This is a genomic window from Algoriphagus faecimaris (assembly GCF_900101705.1).
GTDB classification, from domain to species: Bacteria; Bacteroidota; Bacteroidia; order Cytophagales; family Cyclobacteriaceae; genus Algoriphagus; species Algoriphagus faecimaris.
In genome coordinates, this window is record NZ_FNAC01000022.1 from 20184 (window position 1) to 40532 (window position 20349).

The 20349-nt window shown below is 39.2% G+C and carries 16 protein-coding genes and 1 pseudogene; 3 read left to right on the top strand and 14 right to left on the bottom strand.

Going from position 1 to position 20349, the window contains the following annotated elements; translation table 11 throughout:
* Positions 1-43 precede the first annotated feature (43 nt).
* Positions 44-1387: a dGTP triphosphohydrolase gene (gene dgt / locus BLQ57_RS12320; protein WP_087939913.1), complete on the top strand. Its 1344-nt coding sequence runs from the start codon at positions 44-46 to the stop codon at positions 1385-1387.
* A 98-nt stretch (positions 1388-1485) separates the two neighbouring features.
* Positions 1486-4479, top strand: a complete 2994-nt coding sequence (locus BLQ57_RS12325) for an AsmA-like C-terminal region-containing protein (RefSeq protein ID WP_087939863.1) — start codon at positions 1486-1488, stop codon at positions 4477-4479.
* A gap of 67 nt (positions 4480-4546) precedes the next feature.
* On the opposite strand, the gene BLQ57_RS12330 is transcribed toward BLQ57_RS12325, so the two are convergent.
* The 14 genes from BLQ57_RS12330 to BLQ57_RS12395 form a co-directional block, all read right to left on the bottom strand.
* Positions 4547-6340 (bottom strand): acyl-CoA dehydrogenase family protein, encoded by a 1794-nt coding sequence (locus BLQ57_RS12330; RefSeq protein ID WP_087939864.1) that lies wholly within the window; start codon positions 6338-6340, stop codon positions 4547-4549.
* A 35-nt stretch (positions 6341-6375) separates the two neighbouring features.
* The gene (locus BLQ57_RS12335) at positions 6376-7551 is read right to left on the bottom strand and encodes a thiolase family protein (protein WP_087939865.1); all 1176 of its coding nucleotides are present in this window, start codon (positions 7549-7551) and stop codon (positions 6376-6378) included.
* 59 nt (positions 7552-7610) lie between these two features.
* Entirely contained in the window at positions 7611-7802 is a 192-nt protein-coding gene (locus BLQ57_RS12340) for a four helix bundle protein (RefSeq protein ID WP_087939866.1), read from the bottom strand.
* 47 nt (positions 7803-7849) lie between these two features.
* Positions 7850-10255, bottom strand: coding sequence for a 3-hydroxyacyl-CoA dehydrogenase/enoyl-CoA hydratase family protein (locus tag BLQ57_RS12345; protein ID WP_087939867.1), 2406 nt, complete (start codon positions 10253-10255; stop codon positions 7850-7852).
* Between the two features lie 45 nt (positions 10256-10300).
* A complete protein-coding gene (locus tag BLQ57_RS12350; protein WP_087939868.1) occupies positions 10301-10762 on the bottom strand; it encodes a MarR family winged helix-turn-helix transcriptional regulator in 462 nt (153 codons plus the stop codon).
* A 265-nt stretch (positions 10763-11027) separates the two neighbouring features.
* On the bottom strand, positions 11028-12776 hold the full coding sequence (locus BLQ57_RS12355; RefSeq protein ID WP_087939869.1) for an AMP-dependent synthetase/ligase: 1749 nt from the start codon (positions 12774-12776) through the stop codon (positions 11028-11030).
* 427 nt (positions 12777-13203) lie between these two features.
* Positions 13204-14838 (bottom strand): Ig-like domain-containing domain, encoded by a 1635-nt coding sequence (locus tag BLQ57_RS12360; protein ID WP_240507816.1) that lies wholly within the window; start codon positions 14836-14838, stop codon positions 13204-13206.
* A 71-nt stretch (positions 14839-14909) separates the two neighbouring features.
* The gene (locus BLQ57_RS12365) at positions 14910-15815 is read right to left on the bottom strand and encodes a class I SAM-dependent methyltransferase (protein WP_240507817.1); all 906 of its coding nucleotides are present in this window, start codon (positions 15813-15815) and stop codon (positions 14910-14912) included.
* Entirely contained in the window at positions 15805-17670 is a 1866-nt protein-coding gene (gene mnmG / locus BLQ57_RS12370; protein WP_087939872.1) for a tRNA uridine-5-carboxymethylaminomethyl(34) synthesis enzyme MnmG, read from the bottom strand. Before mnmG ends, BLQ57_RS12365 begins: the two co-directional genes overlap by 11 nt.
* Before the next feature lie 80 nt (positions 17671-17750).
* Complete coding sequence (gene ybeY / locus BLQ57_RS12375) at positions 17751-18176, bottom strand: rRNA maturation RNase YbeY (RefSeq protein WP_087939873.1); 426 nt, start codon at positions 18174-18176, stop codon at positions 17751-17753.
* A 2-nt stretch (positions 18177-18178) separates the two neighbouring features.
* Entirely contained in the window at positions 18179-18580 is a 402-nt protein-coding gene (locus BLQ57_RS12380) for an ATP-binding protein (RefSeq protein WP_087939874.1), read from the bottom strand.
* A gap of 35 nt (positions 18581-18615) precedes the next feature.
* Complete coding sequence (locus BLQ57_RS12385; RefSeq protein ID WP_087939875.1) at positions 18616-19383, bottom strand: exodeoxyribonuclease III; 768 nt, start codon at positions 19381-19383, stop codon at positions 18616-18618.
* Entirely contained in the window at positions 19383-19745 is a 363-nt protein-coding gene (locus tag BLQ57_RS12390) for a hypothetical protein (RefSeq protein ID WP_087939876.1), read from the bottom strand. The genes BLQ57_RS12385 and BLQ57_RS12390 overlap by 1 nt, the downstream gene beginning before the upstream one ends.
* 6 nt (positions 19746-19751) lie before the next feature.
* Positions 19752-20093 (bottom strand): carboxymuconolactone decarboxylase family protein, encoded by a 342-nt coding sequence (locus BLQ57_RS12395; RefSeq protein WP_087939877.1) that lies wholly within the window; start codon positions 20091-20093, stop codon positions 19752-19754.
* An 80-nt stretch (positions 20094-20173) separates the two neighbouring features.
* On the opposite strand from BLQ57_RS12395, the pseudogene BLQ57_RS21680 reads away from it, so the two are divergent.
* Positions 20174-20296: pseudogene (locus BLQ57_RS21680) on the top strand (double zinc ribbon domain-containing protein); the annotation flags it as partial.
* Between the last annotated feature and the right edge of the window lie 53 nt (positions 20297-20349).

Sequence of the window (20349 nt, forward strand, 5' to 3'; positions counted from 1 at the left end):
TCTTATAAGGCATTGTCTCAATACCTTCTTATTTTTGGGCATGATGAAATGGGAAAGACTCCTCGCCAGAGGTAGGTTTGGTGATACGCCAGGTTTTATAGCTACTCAAGCCGCTAGAAGTGAATTTGAAGTGGATTATGACCGAATTATATTTTCGGCTCCTTTCCGAAATCTTCAGGACAAAACCCAGGTTTTTCCACTTCCGGATCAGGCTTTTGTTCACACACGATTGACGCACAGCTTGGAAGTCTCTTCCGTGGGTCGCTCTTTAGGTAAAGCAGCAGGCGCCTATTTGCTTGATAAATATCCAAATTTGCAAAAAACCGCCATCTCCTCCTCTGAGATTGGAAGCATCGTCGCTGCTGCGGCTTTGACTCATGATATTGGCAATCCCCCTTTTGGCCACGCGGGAGAAGAGGCTATTTCGGACTTTTTCAAATTTCACCCGGCCGGTCAGGTATGGGAATCCCATGTACGCCCTGAGCAGTGGATGGACCTTTGTAATTTTGAAGGAAATGCTCAGGGGTTTCGGATGCTAGTGTCCAAACAGTTTGGGCTGAAGCTGACCTATGCTACGCTGGCAGCTTTTACCAAATACCCCCGTCCGAGCTTGATCAGTCACCGGGATGTCGCTCGAAGAAGTCAGAAAAAGTTTGGCTTTTTTATCAATCAACTCACGGATTTTGAGCAACTCAGTGCATTCTTGGGAATAGAGCAATCAAGTGAGGAGTGTTGGTACAGGCATCCTTTGGCTTTTTTGGTAGAAGCTGCCGATGATATCTGCTATAGTATAATAGACCTGGAAGATGGATGTACCATGGGTTTGGTGGATTTTGACACGACAGTAAAACTGCTAGCTCCAATCCTGAAGGACAAATTTGTTCCTGAAAAACTAAAAAACCGAAGTCAGGCTCAAAATCTCGGTGCTCTGAGGGCTTTAGCGATCGGAGAATTGATCGAGGAAACAGTGGAAGCTTTTATCAAATACGAGGAAAGTATGTGCAAGGGAAATTTTGACAAAGCTCTGACCGATATTATCCCCTCAGCAAAGGCCCTCCAAAAAATCACTGAAATATCCATACAGAAAATTTATCGCTCTAAAATCGTCCTTGAAAAAGAAGCTGCTGGTTTCCAGGTTTTAGAAGGCCTTCTCTCGGTTTTTGGCCAAGCCCTATATCATCAATTTTACCAAACTGAGCGATTTTCTGGTCAAGATAAAAGTATTCTACGTCTGCTTCCTGAGGATTTTCCGCTCAAAGGATGGGGCGCAGAAGTCAACCCTTATCCATTATTGCGGTCTTTGATTGATTTTATCTCAGGGATGACTGATAAGTACGCGCTAAACTTGTACCGTAGAGTCAAAGGAATATCTTTTCCGGGAGTATAAGCCTGTCGTTAATTTTTATCAAACGATTCATTCCGCCTTTCTTGGAATGAATCAATTCCGTATGTCTTTCGTTTTGAACATGTAAACCAAGCTTAACAATGAAAAAAGCCCTAATCATTATCCTAAGTGTATTTGTATTTTTAATCGGCACCGCATTGGCTATCCCTTATTTTTTCAAGGATGAAATTGTGGCTCGGATCCAACAGGAACTGGATGAGCAAATCGACGCTACCGTCTACTTTGATACACAAAAAATAGCTCTCAGTCTCTTCCGAAATTTCCCTTCTGTAAGTGCCAATATCGCCGATTTTGGAATAGTCGGAAAAGAGATGTTTCAGGGAGATACATTAATTCAGGTCGATCAGCTGGCATTAGATTTTAGTCTTTCTTCAGTTTTATTTGACGACTATCCATCTCTTACCGGACTGCATATCAATGGTGGAGATGTATTTATCCGTGTGCTGGAAGATGGCACTGCCAATTATGATATCGTCAAATCTACAGAAGAAGAAAGCGATGCTCCTGAAAGTAATTTCAAATTAGGAATCGATGAAATCAGCGCATCCGGTATCAACTTAATTTACGATGATCGCTCCCTCGACTTTACTATGGCACTTGCAGATATTAAAGCAAAGGGAAGCGGGGAGTTTACACTAGATGTTTACGATTTACCACTAGAAGCAGAAGCGATTATCGCAGACGTGATTTATGAAGGGGTTCATTATTTGAATGATAAGGCCTTTAAAGGGAGAACAAAACTTCAAGTGGACTTAGAACAGATGAACTTTGTGCTTGAGGAAGGTAAGTTTGCTCTCAATGACTTCTTGTTTGACCTAAACGGTTTAATCGGTTTGCCAGAGGAAGGGGTACTTTTTGATCTGACATTTATGAGTCCCGATACCAATTTCAAAAACCTCCTTTCCCTAGTGCCTGGCATGTATTCTGCACAGTTTTCGAAGATAAAAACCTCAGGAGAATTGGCCTTTGACGGATTTGTGAAAGGACTTTACTCGGAAGAAGCTTATCCAAGTTTTGATGTCAATCTTAAAGTAGAGAATGGTGAATTTCAGTATCCCGATCTTCCTACGGGAGTGAGTGCCATTAATCTTCTTTTTCAAGCAAAAAACAACACTGAAAATCTTGAAAATACTCAGGTTATCATTCCTAACTTTTCTTTGAAAGTCGGTAGCAATCCTATTTCAGGAAATTTTAGACTTGAAAACTTGCGAGATTACCTGATGGAAGGAACGCTTCGTGGGCAGCTTAATTTAGCTGAGTTAACCAGCATATTCCCAATAGAAGGTACACAGCTATCCGGAAATTTAGCTTTTGATGCCACTGCCAAGGGAACTTACGACTCTACACTTAAAAAGCTTCCGGTCATCAATTCCTCATTTACCCTTCAAAACGGTCTGGTCCGAAATGACGAGTATCCGAGTGCACTGGAAGATATTCATGCCAAAGTTAGTCTCTCCAATCAAAAGGGCACCATGGGTGATTTCTTTGTGGATGTTCAATCCTTTGGATTTGAGCTTGAGGATGAACGCATCGAAGGGAAGTTTCAGCTCAGAGATTTTGAAAAGTTGAACTGGGATGGTAATCTAACCGGAACTGTGGACCTCGAAAAAATCACGCAAATCATTCCGATTGAGGACACCGAGCTGAAAGGAAAAATCAACGCCAACCTGAGTAGCACGGGCTCCTATGCCGCGGTGGAAAACAATCAGTATTCTGCGATTCAGGCCTCAGGTTCGATGGGTATTGCAGGCTTTTACTTTAAATCTACCGACTACCCACAAGGTGTAGAGATCATAAAAAGTACTCTTGATTTTAACCCAAGACAGGCAAACTTGACAGAGTTTGATGCCAAGCTGGGAAAAAGTCCGCTTCAGGCAAGTGGAAGTTTGAACAATTACCTAGACTATCTGCTATCTGAAACCGGCGTACTTCGGGGCGAACTTAATCTGAAAAGTACCCGCTTTGATATCAACGAATGGCTAACAGAGAGTAGTTCAGACAGTGAAGAATCCGAAATGGAGGTGGTTCCGTTACCTAATAATGTGGACTTTGCGATGAATTTTGTGGCAGATGAGGTTTTGTATGACAACCTAAATCTCAAAGAAGTCCAAGGAAAAATGATGCTCAAGAATGGGGTTTTGAGTTTTGAAGAAGCAGGCATGAAGACTTTGGGTGGTCAGATACGCATGAACGGTAATTATGATCCTCGAGACTTGACGGCTCCAAAGTTTGATTTTGATCTTTCGGTAGCAGAGCTCAGTATAGCGCAAGCTTTTCAGAGCCTAAATAGTATAAGAGCTTTTGCCCCAATTGCTCAGGATATCACCGGAAAATTCAATTCCTCTTTCAAGTTTTCGGGGCTTCTTGGACAAGACATGATGCCTCTTCTATCTTCGATTAATGTAGAAGGTATTTTGAAAATTGCTGAAGCAGCACTCAGAGACAGTAAAATTCTAGAAGGAGTGACCCGTCTTACCCAACTCAAAGATGCCAATACCCTTCAGCTCAAAAACCTTTCGATCCCGATACAAATCGAAGATGGGAGAATGGATGTCAAGCCTTTTGATGTCAGGCTCTGGGACTATCAAACGACCATACAAGGTACTGCCGGATTTGATGGATCGATCAATTATTTGCTGAATATGCAAGTCCCAGCTGGTCGATTTGGTGCTCAGGCTAACTCAATCTTGGCCAGCATAGCCGGAACAGAAGCTAATGAGTCCACTCTTATTCCGCTAGCCATAAATCTTTCGGGTTCATACAGTCAGCCTCAAATCAGTCTTGCAGGAGGAAATAGCATGGAGTCACTACTAAGCAATGCACTGAAGTCCCGATTTGATAGTGAAAAAGAAAACCTGCAGGAAAAGGCCACCGCCGAATTTCAAGCTGCACAAGATAGTATCAAACAACAACTGAAGCTCAAGGCAGATTCTGCACAGGATAGCCTGAAAAAGGCACTGGACAAAAAAACCGAAGAGGCAAAAAGTGAAGTAGTCAAAGAGGCGAAAAGCATTTTGAAAAACATAGTGAAGCCTAAGAAAACCGAGCCTGACACTTCAAAAACCAATAATTAGGAAAAAATAAACCTCCAGTCTTGTATTTGACTGGAGGTCTAACCTTAGAGGTAAATCTTCCTTTTGATTAAAAGGGATATTTACCTGCTTCTATCATGTAATCAGCTATTTGTCTTCTTAGAGATTTGGTATCTATAGGATCCATTTTTGTATATCTCTTCAATCCCATGAGCATGACTTTCTGTTCGTCACCCTTGGTAAAGGAACCAATAGCTTCTTTGGCCGCTCCATTAATTTTATCCACAGCCTCGGATAGGTAAACTTGAGAAATAGCAATTTGATTTTTACAAGCTTCTTCTCCCTGGATACCAACTAGTTTTTCGGTACGAAGGATTGCGGATTCTGCAGCATAGATTTCGATCATCACATCAGCTAGATTCATCATGATCTCTTGTTCATCTTCTATTCGGTCCTGAAGGGCCATAGCTGCTTTTCCTCCTACCATCAAGAAGACTTTCTTGAGTTTTTTGAGTACTTCTTTTTCAGCTGCAAATAGCTCAGAAGTATCTATCGTTTCAAAGGATGGCACTGATGTCAATTCATTAGAAACTGCCATAGCTGGCTCGAATAGGTTGATTTCACCTTTCATAGCACGCTTTAATAGCATTCCCACCATTAGCATACGGTTGATCTCATTGGTTCCTTCGTAGATTCTGGCAATTCTCGCATCCCGATACGCCCGCTCCATCGGTGCATCGGAAGAATAACCCATACCTCCATAAACTTGAACTCCCTGATCCACTACAAAATCCAAAACTTCAGAACCATGCACTTTTGCAATCGCAGCTTCAATAGCAAATTGCTCCAAGGCTTTCAACTTAGCCTCTGCATCAGGCATTCCTTCCGCAGCCAAAGCATCCATTCGGTCCTCAATATCTTGACCTGCACGATAGCAAAGTGACTCTGAAACATAGCTACGGATAGCCATTTCTGCCAACATTCGCTTCACTGCTCCAAAGGAGTTGATACTGCTACCAAACTGCTTGCGCTCTGTAGAGTATTTCACCGCCATAGAAGTAACCGTACGAACTCCTCCCAATACACCTGCGCCTAATTTAACCCGACCTATATTGAGAATATTCACAGCGATTTTAAATCCGTTTTGACGATCAGACAGCATATTTTCTATCGGTACTTTACAGTCATTGAAGAAAACCTGACGAGTCGAGGAACCTTTAATTCCCATTTTTTTCTCCTCTTCGTTCATGGTGATCCCACCAAAGGACTTCTCCACGATGAAAGCGGTAAGATTTTTATCATCTTCAATCTTGGCAAATACAATAAAGAGATCCGCAAAACCTGCATTCGATATCCACATTTTCTGACCATTGATCAGGTAATGCTTACCATCCTCAGTCAGGGTGGCTTTGGTTTTTCCACTATTCGCATCAGAGCCTGCATCCGGCTCTGTCAAACAGTAGCAGGCAGCCCACTCTCCGGTAGCCAACTTAGGAAGGTATTTTTGTTTTTGATCTTCTGTCCCGTAATACAGAATAGGCAAAGTACCGATACCGGTATGCGCTCCATAAGTCGTAGAGAAAGAACCTGCCGCACCGATGATGTCGGCTATTAGCATGGAAGTGTTAAAACTCATACCCATTCCCCCATATTCTTCAGGGACGGAAATTCCTAAAAGACCCAGTTCTCCAGCTTTTTTAAAAATACTTGGAACCAAGTCCGGATTTTTCATACTGTCTATTTCTTCGATATTTGGCGTGATTTCCGTATCGATGAAATCCTGACAGGCCTGAGCCATCATTTTTTGCTCTTCGGTAAATTGCTCGGGGATAAAAACGTCCTGCGCTTCTGTCTCCCGAATGAGGAATTCTCCTCCTTGAATTGATTTTGAAAGGGTTGTCATTTTATTTTTTGAATAACAGATTAGACTTTAGATGCTTATTTGAGTAACTCGTAGATGCCGGCTACACCTTGGCCTCCTCCTACGCAAGCAGTGACCATACCGTATTTCTTTTCTCTTCTTCTTAGTTCATTGAAGAGTTGAACAGAGAGTTTAGCTCCTGTACATCCCAGTGGGTGTCCCAAAGCTACCGCTCCACCATTGACATTGACGATATCTTCATCCATATCCAGCTCTCTGATGACAGCCAGAGCCTGAGCTGCAAAAGCTTCATTGAGTTCAATCAAATCGATATCATTAAGAGACAGCCCAGCTTGCTTTAGTGCTTTTGGCACAGCCTCCTTTGGACCTATCCCCATGATTCTAGGGTCCACACCCGCTACGGAGTAAGACATCATTCGTGCTATTGGGTCCAAATTAAGCGACTTCATCAGTCGCTCGCTCATCACGACTACGAAAGCTGCCCCGTCTGAAGTTTGTGAGGAGTTTCCAGCTGTCACTTGTCCTCCATTTTTAAAAGCTGGTTTTAAATTAGACAATACCTCCATCGAAGTACCCGCGCGAGGCCCTTCATCAGTATCGACGGTGAATTTTCTTGTCTTGCGCTTTCCTTTTTCATCCAGGTAAATTTCTTCAACCTCTACTGGCACGATTTCATCCTTAAACTTTCCACTGGAGATAGCATCTAATGCTCGCTGATGGGATCTGACAGCAAATGAATCAGCATCTTCTCTCGTGATGTTATAATCTTTGGCCAGTTCCTCAGCAGTCAATCCCATACTGAGGTAATAGGAAGGCGTTTCGGAAGCGATTTTCCAATTGAGTGCTGTTTTGTAACCCATCATGGGTACCAAGGACATGGACTCTGTACCTCCTGCAATGATGCAGTCAGCCATACCTGCTTTGACCTTTCCGACAGCAAGTGCAATCGCTTCTACCCCTGACCCACAGTACCTATTCATGACAAAGCCGGGATTGTCTATGCCCAAAGCCAACAAAGAAATCATGCGCCCCATTTGCATGCCTTGTTCCGCTTCTGGAACTGCATTTCCTACGATTAAGTCATCTACCATTTTTGCCTCCAATCCAGGCGTATTGGCTACGAGATGCTTGATGACATCTGCAGCCAAATCATCCGGTCGATAGAAACGAAAGCCTCCTTTTTTAGCTTTCCCAACCGCCGATCTATATCCGTTTATTATATATGCGTCCATTAGTTTCTATATTTTTTAATGTTGAATAGATTGAAGTATCTAGTATTTAGATTTAAGTATTAGGACTGTCCCACTATTGAAGACTTAATTCCTATAATCATCTTTTTATCTGAGAAAAGTCCGATTTTAGCTTTCTCGCTTTTTCTGATTGAAGTATTCTCCTCTGCTGGAAAGGACTTTGTGATAGAATAGACGTTTTTTGCAAAATCTACTGCTTCTTTCCAAACCTTTAGTGCTTTGAAATTATGCATGATTATAAATTTTTAATACTCAATTCTTGATACTAAATACCTGATAATTAATTTCTAAGCGGTTTGCCCTTAAAGAGTATGCTGTGAATTCGCTCAAGTGTTTTCTTTTCACCGGTAAGACTCAAGAATGCCTCTCTTTCCAAATCCAAAAGGTACTGCTCGGAAACTTCGGTAGGAGAAGATAAATCACCACCTGACATCACCCATGCCAATCTTCTGGCAATCTTGGCATCATGCTCGGAAATGTATGCTCCGTACTGCATTCCTGTTATACCTGCTTCAAACAAGGCTAGGGATGTTTTCCCTAAGACTTTGATATTGGTCTGTTGTACAGGCTGAGTATATCCTGATTCATGAAGAGCAAGAACTTTAGCTTTAGCCTCGGCAAGTTGTCTTTTTCGATTCAAGGTTATACCATCTTGATTTGTAAGATATCCTAGATTTCTAGCTTCTTCTGCGGAAGTAGAGACCTTAGCCATGGCAATATTCATGAAGTATTCTTGAAGCTGATTGAGCTCTACATCTCCCGATATCACCGAATTGGCGAATCTCCTCGTCATTTCTTTGGTTCCTCCTCCAGCAGGAATCAAACCTACTCCCACTTCGACCAAACCCATATACAATTCGGCATGCGCCTGAATGTGATCAGCATGTAGTGACAATTCACAGCCACCACCCAATGCCATATTGTGCGGAGCTACTACAACCGGTACAGAAGAATACCTGGCTCTCATCATGGTGTTTTGGAACTGTGCGATCATCAAGTTGATCTCATCAAAGTCCTGATCTCCGGCAAACATAAAAAGCATAGAGAGATTAGCTCCAGCCGAAAAGTTTCCACCTTCATTACCGATGACAAGTCCTTTATGTGATTTTTCCGCCATCCCTATTGCGGTATTGATACCCTCGATGACTTCCTGACCCATAGAGTTCATTTTGGTATGAAACTCCAAACCGATCACATCATCTCCTAGGTCATAGACGGTCGATCCTGCATTACCCCACAGCTTTTTATCTGCTGCTTTTAAAGTATCGAGGATGATGAATTCGTCCACTCCTGGAATAGCTTTGTAGCTTTTTGATGGAATGTCATAATAACACTTTTTGCCACCTTCTACTTTATAAAAGGATTCATGACCAGCATCCAGCATTTCATAGACCCAAGAAGCTGGTTTTTCACCGGCAGCTTCCATTTTGCTTACCGTATCCTTTATGCCAAGAATATCCCAATTTTCAAATGGACCATATTCCCAACCAAATCCGGCACAAACTGCCTGATCTATGCGGTAGAGTTCGTCGGAAATTTCCGGAATACGATTAGAACAATATCTGAAGAGATCATAAAAAGTAGCGCGGTAAAACTCTCCTGCTTTGTCATCAAAATTGACGAGAAGTTTGATTCTGTTTTTAAGATTCTCGTGTTCCTTTGCAGCTTCTAAGGCTTTGAATTTTGGCTTTTCTACATCCTTGTATTCAAAGGTTTCGAAGTCAATTTCTTTAAGCTCCTTTCGTCCGTCTTTGTGACGGATCATTTTAAAATAACCTTGACCCGTTTTGTCACCAAACCATTTGTTTTCGTAGAGGACCTCGACGATTTTTGGTAGCTTAAATTTATCTCTAGACTCATCATCTGGAAGTGCTTTGTAGAGGTTATTGGCAACGTTTACCGTAGTATCCAAACCGACTACGTCCATGGTTCTAAAAGTTGCTGACTTGGCTCGACCAATTACAGTTCCAGTCAATTTGTCAACCTCAGATACGCCCATTCCCATCTTTTCGATGGTATGCATACCTGAAATAATAGCATAAACTCCAATTCTATTGGCTATAAAAGCAGGTGTATCTTTACAGAGTACTGTCTCTTTTCCCAAAAACCTATCTCCGTAATCCATGAGAAAATCGATTATTTCTGGATTGGTCTTAGGCGCAGGAATGATCTCCAGAAGTTTTAAATATCTCGGAGGATTGAAAAAGTGTGTACCTGCGAAGTTTTCTTGAAAATCCTCACTTCTGCCTTCACACATCATGTGCATAGGAATACCGGAAGTGTTGGAAGTGATCAAAGTACCAGGCTTCCTATATTTTTCTACTTTTTCGAAGAGTTGCTGCTTAATGTCCAAGCGCTCTACAACAACTTCAATAATCCAATCTACCTCCTTAATTTTGGGTAAATCGTCGTCAAAATTTCCAGTGCTAATTCTACTGGCAAATGCCTTGTCATAAATTGCCGATGGGTTAGACTTGAGAGTACTTTGCAGCGCTTGATTGACAATTCTGTTTCTTACTAGAGAATCTTCCTTCGTAAGACCTTTCTTTTTTTCCTCGTCTGTAAGTTCAAAAGGAACGATATCCAGCAGTAGGACTTGCACTCCAATATTGGCAAAGTGGCAAGCAATCCTGGATCCCATTACTCCTGAACCTAATACGGCTACTTTTTTTATGGTTTTATTCATTTTTTTGGGTTTTTAGTAGGTTTAAGTCTACTCATACCTATTGAGTTATAATTCGAAAATTGGCTTATTAGCTTCAGCTCCACTAAATTGATCGATAACCATTTGGACTTTTTCGAAGACATCAAAAAAAGTCCTCAAATCAGATTCATCGATTACCTCTCTGATTTGTTCATTAAATTCTTTAATTGTCCTTACGGAAATTTCTTTCTTTTCCTTTCCCTCCTCGGTCAAAAATATCCGAACAGAACGCCGGTCTTGAGGATCAGGTTTTTTGTAAACCAATCCCTTTTCTTCCATGGTTTTTAGCATTCTCGTGAGACTTCTTGTCTCCAAACCAATCATCGGAGCGATTTTGGTAGCGGGAGTCCCTTCCTTTGAATTAATATTAATTAGGACAAAACCAATCGCAGTGGTAAAACCTTCTTGCGCAGCATGCTGATTATACATACGCGATATGGCATGCCAAGCACTCTTTATGTGATAATCTACCGTCTCTTCTCGCTTCATTCTTCAGTGGTATTGATTTAGAGAGACTTAAATTAAGAAAAAAATGGTAGGCATGCCTACTATATTTGAAAATTAATTAGGCATGCATCACAAATTATTATTGGAAAATAATAATTATAAAGAATAAAATTCTTTAGTTATAATTAAAAGTAAGTAAAAAAAAATATTCTTAAGGTTTTTATTCGAATTCCGAATTTTGTTTCGATGCCTTATTTTACTTCTAAAAATGGAAAAATTATGTCTTTTTGATTCAAATCAAAGTAAATCAAGACTGATATATCTGTTCTATTTGCTTTTCGTATTTTTCTTTAATCACTTTTCTTTTGAGTTTCATCGTAGGTGTCAACTCTCCCGAATCAATTCCCCAGGGTTCAGCCAAAAGTTTAAACCGCTTGATTTGTTCCCATTTTCCAAAGTACTTATTCAAGTAGTCAATTTCAGTTTGATACTTATTGATTATTTCTTCCCTAGCAATCATTTCCTCATCAGAAGTAAAGGGAATATCCTTTCTTTTGCAATACTCTCTGAGGTTTTCAAAACTTGGAACTATCAAAGCAGCCGGATAATTTTTACCATCTCCCACTACCATCAGCTGCTCGATTAAAGTGGATTCTTTGAATTTATTTTCCATGACTTGAGGAGCGATGTATTTTCCGCCGGAAGTTTTAAACATCTCTTTCTTCCTGTCAGTGATTCTAAGGTAATCGCCATCCAACTCACCGATGTCTCCAGTATGAAACCAGCCATTTTTAAGCACTTCTGCGGTCATATCAGGTTGCTTGTAGTATCCTTGCATGACATTGGGTCCTTTGACTAGAATTTCCCCATCTTCCGCGATTTTGACTTCTACATCTTTCACCAATTTCCCGACCCATCCAATTCGTATTTCTTCATAGTTGCTCAAAGATGCAGATACCACCGGTGAAGTCTCCGTCAAGCCGTATCCCTCACAAACTTTGATGCCAGCTGCCCAGAATACCCTAGCTAGTCGAGGCTGAAGAGCTGAGGCGCCAGAATTGATCTGCATGATGTTGCCACCTAAAGCTTCTCTCCACTTCGAAAAAATCAGTTTGTTGGCTAATTTTAGCTGAAAATTGTACCAAGGTCCTTTATCTTCTCTAGGATCATACTTCAAGCCTAAGTTCAAAGCCCAGAAAAACAATTGTTTTTTAACTCCTGTGAGTTCATAGCCTTTGGCAACTATTTTATCATATACTTTTTCTAAAAGTCGAGGAACTGTATTAAATACATGCGGTTGTACTTCTTTCAAGTTCTCGCCAATAGTCTCCAAATTTTCCGCATAATACACGGTGAAACCCAAGTACATGAAGCAAAAGGAAGCCGTTCGCTCAAAAATATGACAAAGTGGCAAAAAGCTTAACACTTTGGACGTGCCCGGAGGAGGGCTCATAATATGTGAAACTGAGAGTACATTGGAAAGTACATTGTGATGAGTCAGCATGACACCTTTTGGTCTGCCTGTAGTGCCAGAAGTATAAATGATCGTAAATAGGTCCTCTGGCTTGACTTGCTCTTTGGATCGCTCTAGTCTTGCTAGATCACCTTTGGATCCCTTTTCTAATAGTTCACTCCAATGCTCTACTCCCTCGAGTTGATCAAAAGTATAAATCTTCAAATCACCTGCTACATCTATGGCTTTTTCATAAATGACCTGGTCTCCCGCAAAGATCATTTTTACCTCCGCATGATCAAAAATATAAGCATAATCATCACTGGTAATCGTAGGATACATGGGTACAGACACAGCTCCTATCTGCTGTAAGGCTAAATCAACGAAATTCCATTCGGGTCTATTTTCTGAGATGATCGCTACCTTGTCTCCTGGGGTGATTCCCTGATCTAAAAATGCCAGACTCAAATTGTCTACAGTTTCTTTGAATTGACGCGAAGAATAAGATTTCCATTCTCCATTTTCCTTTCTAGAAAGGGCAATTTTTTTGTCAAATTCTTTAATCTGATAAGGGATTAAATCAAAAAGGCGGGTAAGGTTCATATTGGGTTTTCTTGATTTGGCTGCATCTAATATAATCAAAATCTAACCCGAATTGCAAGAGCTTATTCACATGATCAACAGCTCTATATCTTTATTATTTTATTTAATTAGAAAAAACTATTAAGGTTATTAGCTCTGTTGATATGTGGATAATAGAAATTTATTTATCAATTAACAATATTGAAATAGCTCTTCATCACTTATCTACCACTTATCCATAGGTTTTACACATGGGATTTACTGGTAATGAGTGAGTTGTTTAAATTTCTTTGTTTTTGTGGACTACTGATAGAATTTACTGTGTGTGAAAGTTCAGTGTGGATTACCATGTGTGTGAGTGTGTAGAATTCTGGGGTTTTCCCCAAGTGAAATGGATTTACTTTCCATTCATTAATTTGGTGTGGAGAACTCAATTTTATGAACATTCTTAATTCAAGTTATCCACTTCTATTTCTCGATTATCCACTGAATTATTTTTGATAATTCCTGTTGATTTCGAAGGATTGATTACCAAATCCTCAGTTGTCCATCCACTTTTGATAATGATTTCTTTGCTTTTATTTTCTTCATTTAGGTAATAGTAGACCTTTTCTGCTTGCCTGTTTTCGTAAAAACTTGCAGGATCCCACCTTCTATTTTCATTCATATCTTCGATAACACGAATCGTATATGTGCCCGCTTCAATATTTTCAAAAGAAAATGTAGACTCCTCATTTAGGTGCTTTTCTTGGTGGACTTCTCCCTTTTGATTTAGGAGTTGCACGATGAGGGGATAATTTTGGGCATTGATGCTTCCCGATATTTTATCTGCTAAAGTATTGGGATTGATTCTTCTATAGTTTGCAATCAGAGGCTTTAAATTGTATTGATTTTGAATATCCTGAAAGGTAGAGTCTGCGATATTTAAGGAGAATATCTGTAGCTCAAGGGAATCAGGAATAGGAATGTTGATCAGAAGAATATCCCTTTTTAGTGAATCCTTAAAGGAGAGCATATCAGGCTCTATTTGGATTCGATTAGTACTATCCAGTGGAATGTATAGGGAATCGTAATAAACCTGTGTAATGGGCTTATTGAAGCTTAGTTCGGCTTGTAATTCTTCTAAAAAATTAAGACCTGATTTTGCGCTTAATGTCAATTCTTCAGGCTTTCTTTCAGTCTGTGGGAATTTTGCCCAGATACTTGTGTCTTGTCTGAACCCTATAGAGTCCGCTAGCTGAAGATTCACTAGAAGGCTATCATTTCCCGTTTCTTTTGAAAACAGTTTTAGGTTTTTCTCCCCTTGTGTATAGAAGATGGTTTCGCCAAAACCCTCCGCATCAATCTTAATTTCAATAGGATTCTTGTTTAAAACCAAATCATAACTACCATTGGAAATAGATGATCTCTGAAATTTGAACTCAGTCAAATCTGCTAAGGACAAGTTGAATTGAATGAAGTTTTGATTATCCTCTATGTTGATGGTGTCTTTTAAAAAATCAAATGCTTCAGTTTTAAATTCAGCCTTTAATGTGTTGTTTTCATCTTTCCAGGCATAGGCTCTATAAGCTCCTTCTTTGATATTGCCGATGGTAAAATTTCCTATACTATCTACTTGAGAAATGTAATATGGAGGTCCTGTGAATAGATCGGTGGTATCTCCTTCCGGATAAAGACCGACTAGGATGTCCTCGAAATCATTTCTTCCTTTGGGATAGTAAATGGAGACATTTCCATTAACTTCTAAGCTGTCAATTGTCTCCCCTGTCGAAAATACAAGCTTTAGGTTTTCAGCAGGGTTTCCTTCGGATAAGTCTTGAATGGATTTTTGGAAATTAAATACGTATGTGGTGTTTTCTTCTAGCTCTTGATTGAGTTCTATCCTGACTTCATTCTTTAAGGCTTGAATATTTAGCTCATCTTTGTTTATTCTTGGGGTAATGATGATGTTTTTATTTGCATTATCTAGCTTGACGTATTCATCAAAGGTTAAAATTATTTCTTCTGGTTTAGTATTTAAACTTTGATCCTCAGGGATCATAGATAGGAGTTTTGGCGGATCCTTATCTACAGGTCCTCCCATAGGCGCACTTTGCTTTGCACAAGCTGAAATTATTAATAAACAGCTGATAATCAGTATTTTATTTATATTTTTCACTTCTTTTTCAAGATGTAGAGAATGCTGGAATATTCTTTTGTTTTCTTTGCTTTCTGATTGGATTGCCATCCTAGCCTCATTGCATTAATATAATTGGAAAAAGCATTTGACTCTGGATTTTTATATTTTTCTGAGAGTAGAGAGACATAATAGCTATCAAAAATCATGGGTATTTTTTCATGCACGGCCAGATTGAATTGATCGGCTAGGTTTACTATGGATTCATTGGAAAAGTGGTATAAATGTCTCGGTACATCCCAACCTGCCCAAGATTCTTGGTATTTGACTGCATCAAGACTTTTATAATTGGGAACGGCAATCAATATATAGCCGTTCGGATTAAGTGCCTTTTTAAGTTTATTTAGAGTTTTGCGAAGGGAATGGATATGCTCCAAAACGTGAAATAAAGTGATCACGTCATATTTTGGCTTTTCTTCAAAAAAGGCAGTTGATTTATAAATTTTCTGATTGGTCAACTGTGATGCTTTTTTTCTAGCCTTTGTATTAGGCTCCATTCCGTCTATCTCCCAGCCCCTCGTTTTTAAAGCCTGCAGTAAAAACCCTGCCCCGCACCCATAATCCAATATTTTCCCTTTGGGAATAAGTGATTCAATCAGTCGTACTTTTTTTCTAATGTTTACCTTTCTGACTCTGTTATAAATCTTTTCAGTAAAAGTGGATGTAGAATCAGTATGGGAGTAATATTGTGGAAATTCGTAATAGGGTTCAATTTCCTTTTTTTTAGGTCTTGGATTGGTAAAAAGTAAATTGCATTGAGTGCATCTGCATAGGATAAATTTTTCCTTGCTTACGGCATGATCTATAACTTCTCTATCATTTAGAAAATGCCCACTTTTACATAGTGGGCATTTGTTGAGTCTTTCGGACATTTTATCTTCCAAGATAAACGGTTAATATGGATAGGTCGGCAGGTGATACGCCACTGATTCTAGAAGCCTGACCAAGTGTCTCTGGTCGTATTTTATTCAATTTTTGTTTTCCTTCGGCTGATAAAGCAGGTATAGCCAAGTAGTCAAATCTGATTGGAATTTTAAATCCTTCCATATTTGAAAGTTTCTCTACCATTTGCTGTTCTTTTTCAATATAGCTTTCATACTTAATTTGAATCTCAGCTTGTTCTAAGACATTTTTGTCAAACTGATTAAAAAAGGTATTCAGTTCTTCATTTAAGTTTCTCAACGCGTCTATATTGATTTGAGGACGTTTCAAGAGCTTTTCTATACTTATTTTTTCTTTGATAGAAGCAGTCTCAATTTGCTCCAAACCTTCATTAATAGCTTCTGGCTCTAATTTTTTCTGTTTGAGATCATTGATCAATCTTGCAGTCTCAGATTTCTTATGAGTAACTTTTTCTAATCTCGAATCATCAGCTAATCCTATCGCATGCCCTAGTTCTGTAAGTCTCAAATCAGCATTATCTTGTCTCAAAAGGAGTCTAAATTCTGCCCGTGAAGTGAACATACGATAGGGCTCTTCGGTCCCTTTATTGATCAAATCATCTATCAAAACTCCGATATATGCATCAGATCTTTTGAGTAAAAACGGATCTTTTTCTTGTGCCTTTAAGCTCGCATTGATACCTGCAATTAGGCCTTGTGATGCTGCCTCCTCGTATCCTGTGGTACCGTTGATTTGACCTGCGAAATAGAGATTTTCTACGAGTTGAGTCTCTAAAGTAAGTTTGAGTTGCGTAGGGGGAAAGTAATCGTATTCTATTGCATAACCGGGTCGAAACATTTTAGCGTTTTCGAAGCCCGCTATTTTTCTTAATGCTTTGTATTGGACATCTTCTGGCAAAGAAGTGGAAAAGCCATTTACGTAGATTTCTACAGTATTCCATCCTTCAGGTTCTACAAAAATTTGATGTCTATCTCTTTCGGCAAAGCGATTTATTTTATCCTCAATAGAAGGACAGTACCGTGGTCCTAACCCTTGAATTCTGCCATTAAACATCGGAGATCGATCAAAACCAGTTTCCAATGTTTCATGTACCTGCTTGTTGGTATAGGTAATCCAACAGCTTTTTTGCTCCTTTAGGCTTGAAGTTTCGTCGGAAAAGCTGAATTTCTCCGGGTTTTCATCACCGTATTGAACTTCCATTTTTGAATAATCCAAACTCCTACCATCCACTCTTGGGGGTGTTCCGGTTTTCATTCTTCCAGCTTCGAAACCCAACCCTATCAATTGTTCGGTGATTCCTTTTGCTGCAGACTCCCCTGTTCTTCCGCCTCCAAATTGTTTTTCTCCTATATGAATCAATCCATTGAGGAATGTTCCATTTGTGAGTACAACAGAATCTGCCTCTATTTCTATACCTATCCCTGTTTTTACTCCTTTGACCCTATTATCTTTTACTATAATTCCTGTAACCATTTCTTGCCAAAAATCTACTTTCGGAGTAGATTCTAAGGCTAATCTCCATTCTTCGGCAAAACGCATCCTATCATTTTGTGATCTTGGAGACCACATAGCGGGACCTTTGGACCGGTTTAGCATTCTAAATTGAATCATGGATTTATCAGATATAATACCAGACATACCTCCCAATGCATCAATTTCTCGTACGATTTGACCCTTCGCTACTCCACCCATTGCTGGATTGCAAGACATTTGGGCAATAGTATTCATATTCATCGTGCATAATAATACAGATGAACCCATCTTTGCTGCAGCATGTGCGGCCTCGCAGCCCGCATGCCCTGCCCCTACTACTATTACATCATATTTTGGAAACATGATCTCTGATTTGTTGATGTTCCACGTGAAACAGTTGTTTAATCTCTTTGTGAGAGGAGTAAGTGTTCCACGTGAAACAGTTAAATTTCTTTGAATAAATTAATTGCGAAAAGCTCTTTGTTTCGCATTGTTTTGATTTCTTCTTGCTCTTTGTCTTTATAACCCATGAGATGAAATAAACCATGACTGATGACTCGGCTTAGTTCTTCTTCTAAGGGTTGGTCCAATCGTTCGGCATTCTCTATGATTCGATCTACACTAACGAAAATGTCTCCTTCTATTTTAGCCTTATTTTCGGAGTTGTCAAAGGTAATGATGTCGGTGTAGGTATCATGCTGAAGATAATCTACATTGATTTGATACAGGTATTCATCCGAGCAAAAGATATAATTGAGTTCTTTAATCTGATGATCCTCTAAAGCAGCAAGCTCCTTCAACCACTTCTTGCGCTTTAGTTTTTGAGGAAGGTTATAATCGATGTCTTCTGAAAAGAAATTGATCGCCATAATTAATCCATATAAAATGATAAAATTGTTCTTTTACCATTTTCCTCAAATTTTACATCATCTGTTAAGTGCTTTATTAAGAAAATTCCTCTTCCCCCTGGTTTTGCAATATTTTCCGGTGAAGTAGGATCGGGTAGACTTTCTAATTCAAAACCGGACCCTTCATCCTCAATTACAAACTGCAGTATGTCCTCTTCTGCTCTAAGCTCTAATTTCACAAGCTTATTTTTATCATTCTTATTTCCGTGAATGATGGCATTGCTTATACATTCAGTCACTGAAATCATGATATTTCCATAGATATCATCATTTATTTCAAACTTTTCTCGTGCGTTGTCGATAAAGCTTTCAATCATTTTGATGTTTTCGATCAAAGATGGAATAGAAATTTTTATAGAATTCATTTGGATAATATTCTATGGATTAGCTTCAATTGTTTTTATTCATGTATTTCTAGTGCAATAGGACAATGGTCTGAATGTACTACGTCCGGTAAAATTACTGCACTTTTTAATCTTTCTTGCATGGATTTGGTAGCCATGTGATAATCTATTCTCCATCCTAAATTTTTTGCTCTAGCATTGGCTCTATAGCTCCACCAAGAATATTGATGAGGTACATCCGCGTGGAAATGACGGAAAGTGTCTATAAATCCAGAGTTGGTAAACTTATCCATCCATGCTCTTTCCTCAGGAAGAAATCCTGATGAGTTTTTGTTTGACACTGGATTATGAATATCAATTGGCTTGTGACAAATATTATAGTCCCCACTTAATATGATGTTGGGATTTGTTTTTCTTAAATCCTGCATATATCCGTGGATATCATCAAGAAATTCATATTTGAAATCTTGTCTGATATCTCCTGTAGTACCTGAGGGAAAATAAGCAGATAGAAAAGAAAAATTCTCAAAATCTGCTTGAATCAGCCTTCCCTCATCATCGTATTTATCCAAGCCCATTCCTATTTTAATGGATTTGGGTTTGATTTTGGTGAATATTGCTACGCCCGAATAGCCCTTTTTGATGGCTGGAAACCAATGCAAGTCATAACCTAAATCAGTAAATAGACTAGTATCAACTTGGGTTATTTCTGCTTTAAGTTCTTGAATACCAATGATATCGGGGTTTTCTTTTTTCAACCAATCCACAAATCCTTTGTTGATTGCTGCCCTTATACCATTGACATTGTAGGAAATGATTTTCATTAATTAATCTCTATTTGATACTCTTTTTCAAAATAATCTAAGACTTGAAGCTTTAGCAGCTTTTCTTGATCCAATAGATCGAAATGTGGAAGTTCCTTTACTAATTTCCAATGCGGCCAACCTTCTTGATCTATATATTCCAGTTCGTAAAATCCGGCATAACTCAATACCTTACAGACTGCAATATGCATCAAATCTTGTTTTTGTTCTTTTGAAAAAGTCTTTATTCCTTTTCCAAGTTCCTGTACTCCAATAAGAAACAATACGCCATTTAAGTCCTTGGGTTTTTTTCCAATGGTTTCTTCAAGACCTATTAATAATCTGGCCCATCGTTTTTCAAGTTCAAGATCTCTTTTAAACATCCTTACTTATTGATTTTCAAGTTCTTCCCAATATTCTACCGCTCTTCTCAAGTGTGGAATAACAATAGAACCTCCGATGAGCGTAGCGATTGAAAATACCTCAAATACTTCTGAGCTTTTCATTCCTACTTCATGACATTTTCCAAGATGGTATTTGATACAATCATCACAGCGTAATACCATCGAGCAAGCCAGACCGATCATCTCTTTGCTTTTTACGTCCAGTTCTCCAGATGCATACGCATTGGTATCCAGATTGAAAAAGCGTTTGATGACTTTATTGTCGGCAGCCATGATTTTTTCATTCATCTTGGCTCTGTATTCATTGAATTCCTCTATTGGATTCATTAAATTAAGGGTTTAAGAAATTATTAGCGACAAATATACTGCTTAAAAACCAGCAGATTGAATAACAGAGATTTTAGGCTATGCGTTTACTTTTGATCAAAGATTTTTTGGACCTGATTTTTCCGGAAAATTGTCTCTTGTGTAGTCGGGCATTAGTTGAAACTGAGAATTGCCTCTGCTCTATTTGTAAAGGGAGTTTGCCGATTACTAGCCATTATCTGCGCTCGGAGGACAACGATCTGACTTCAAAAGTTCA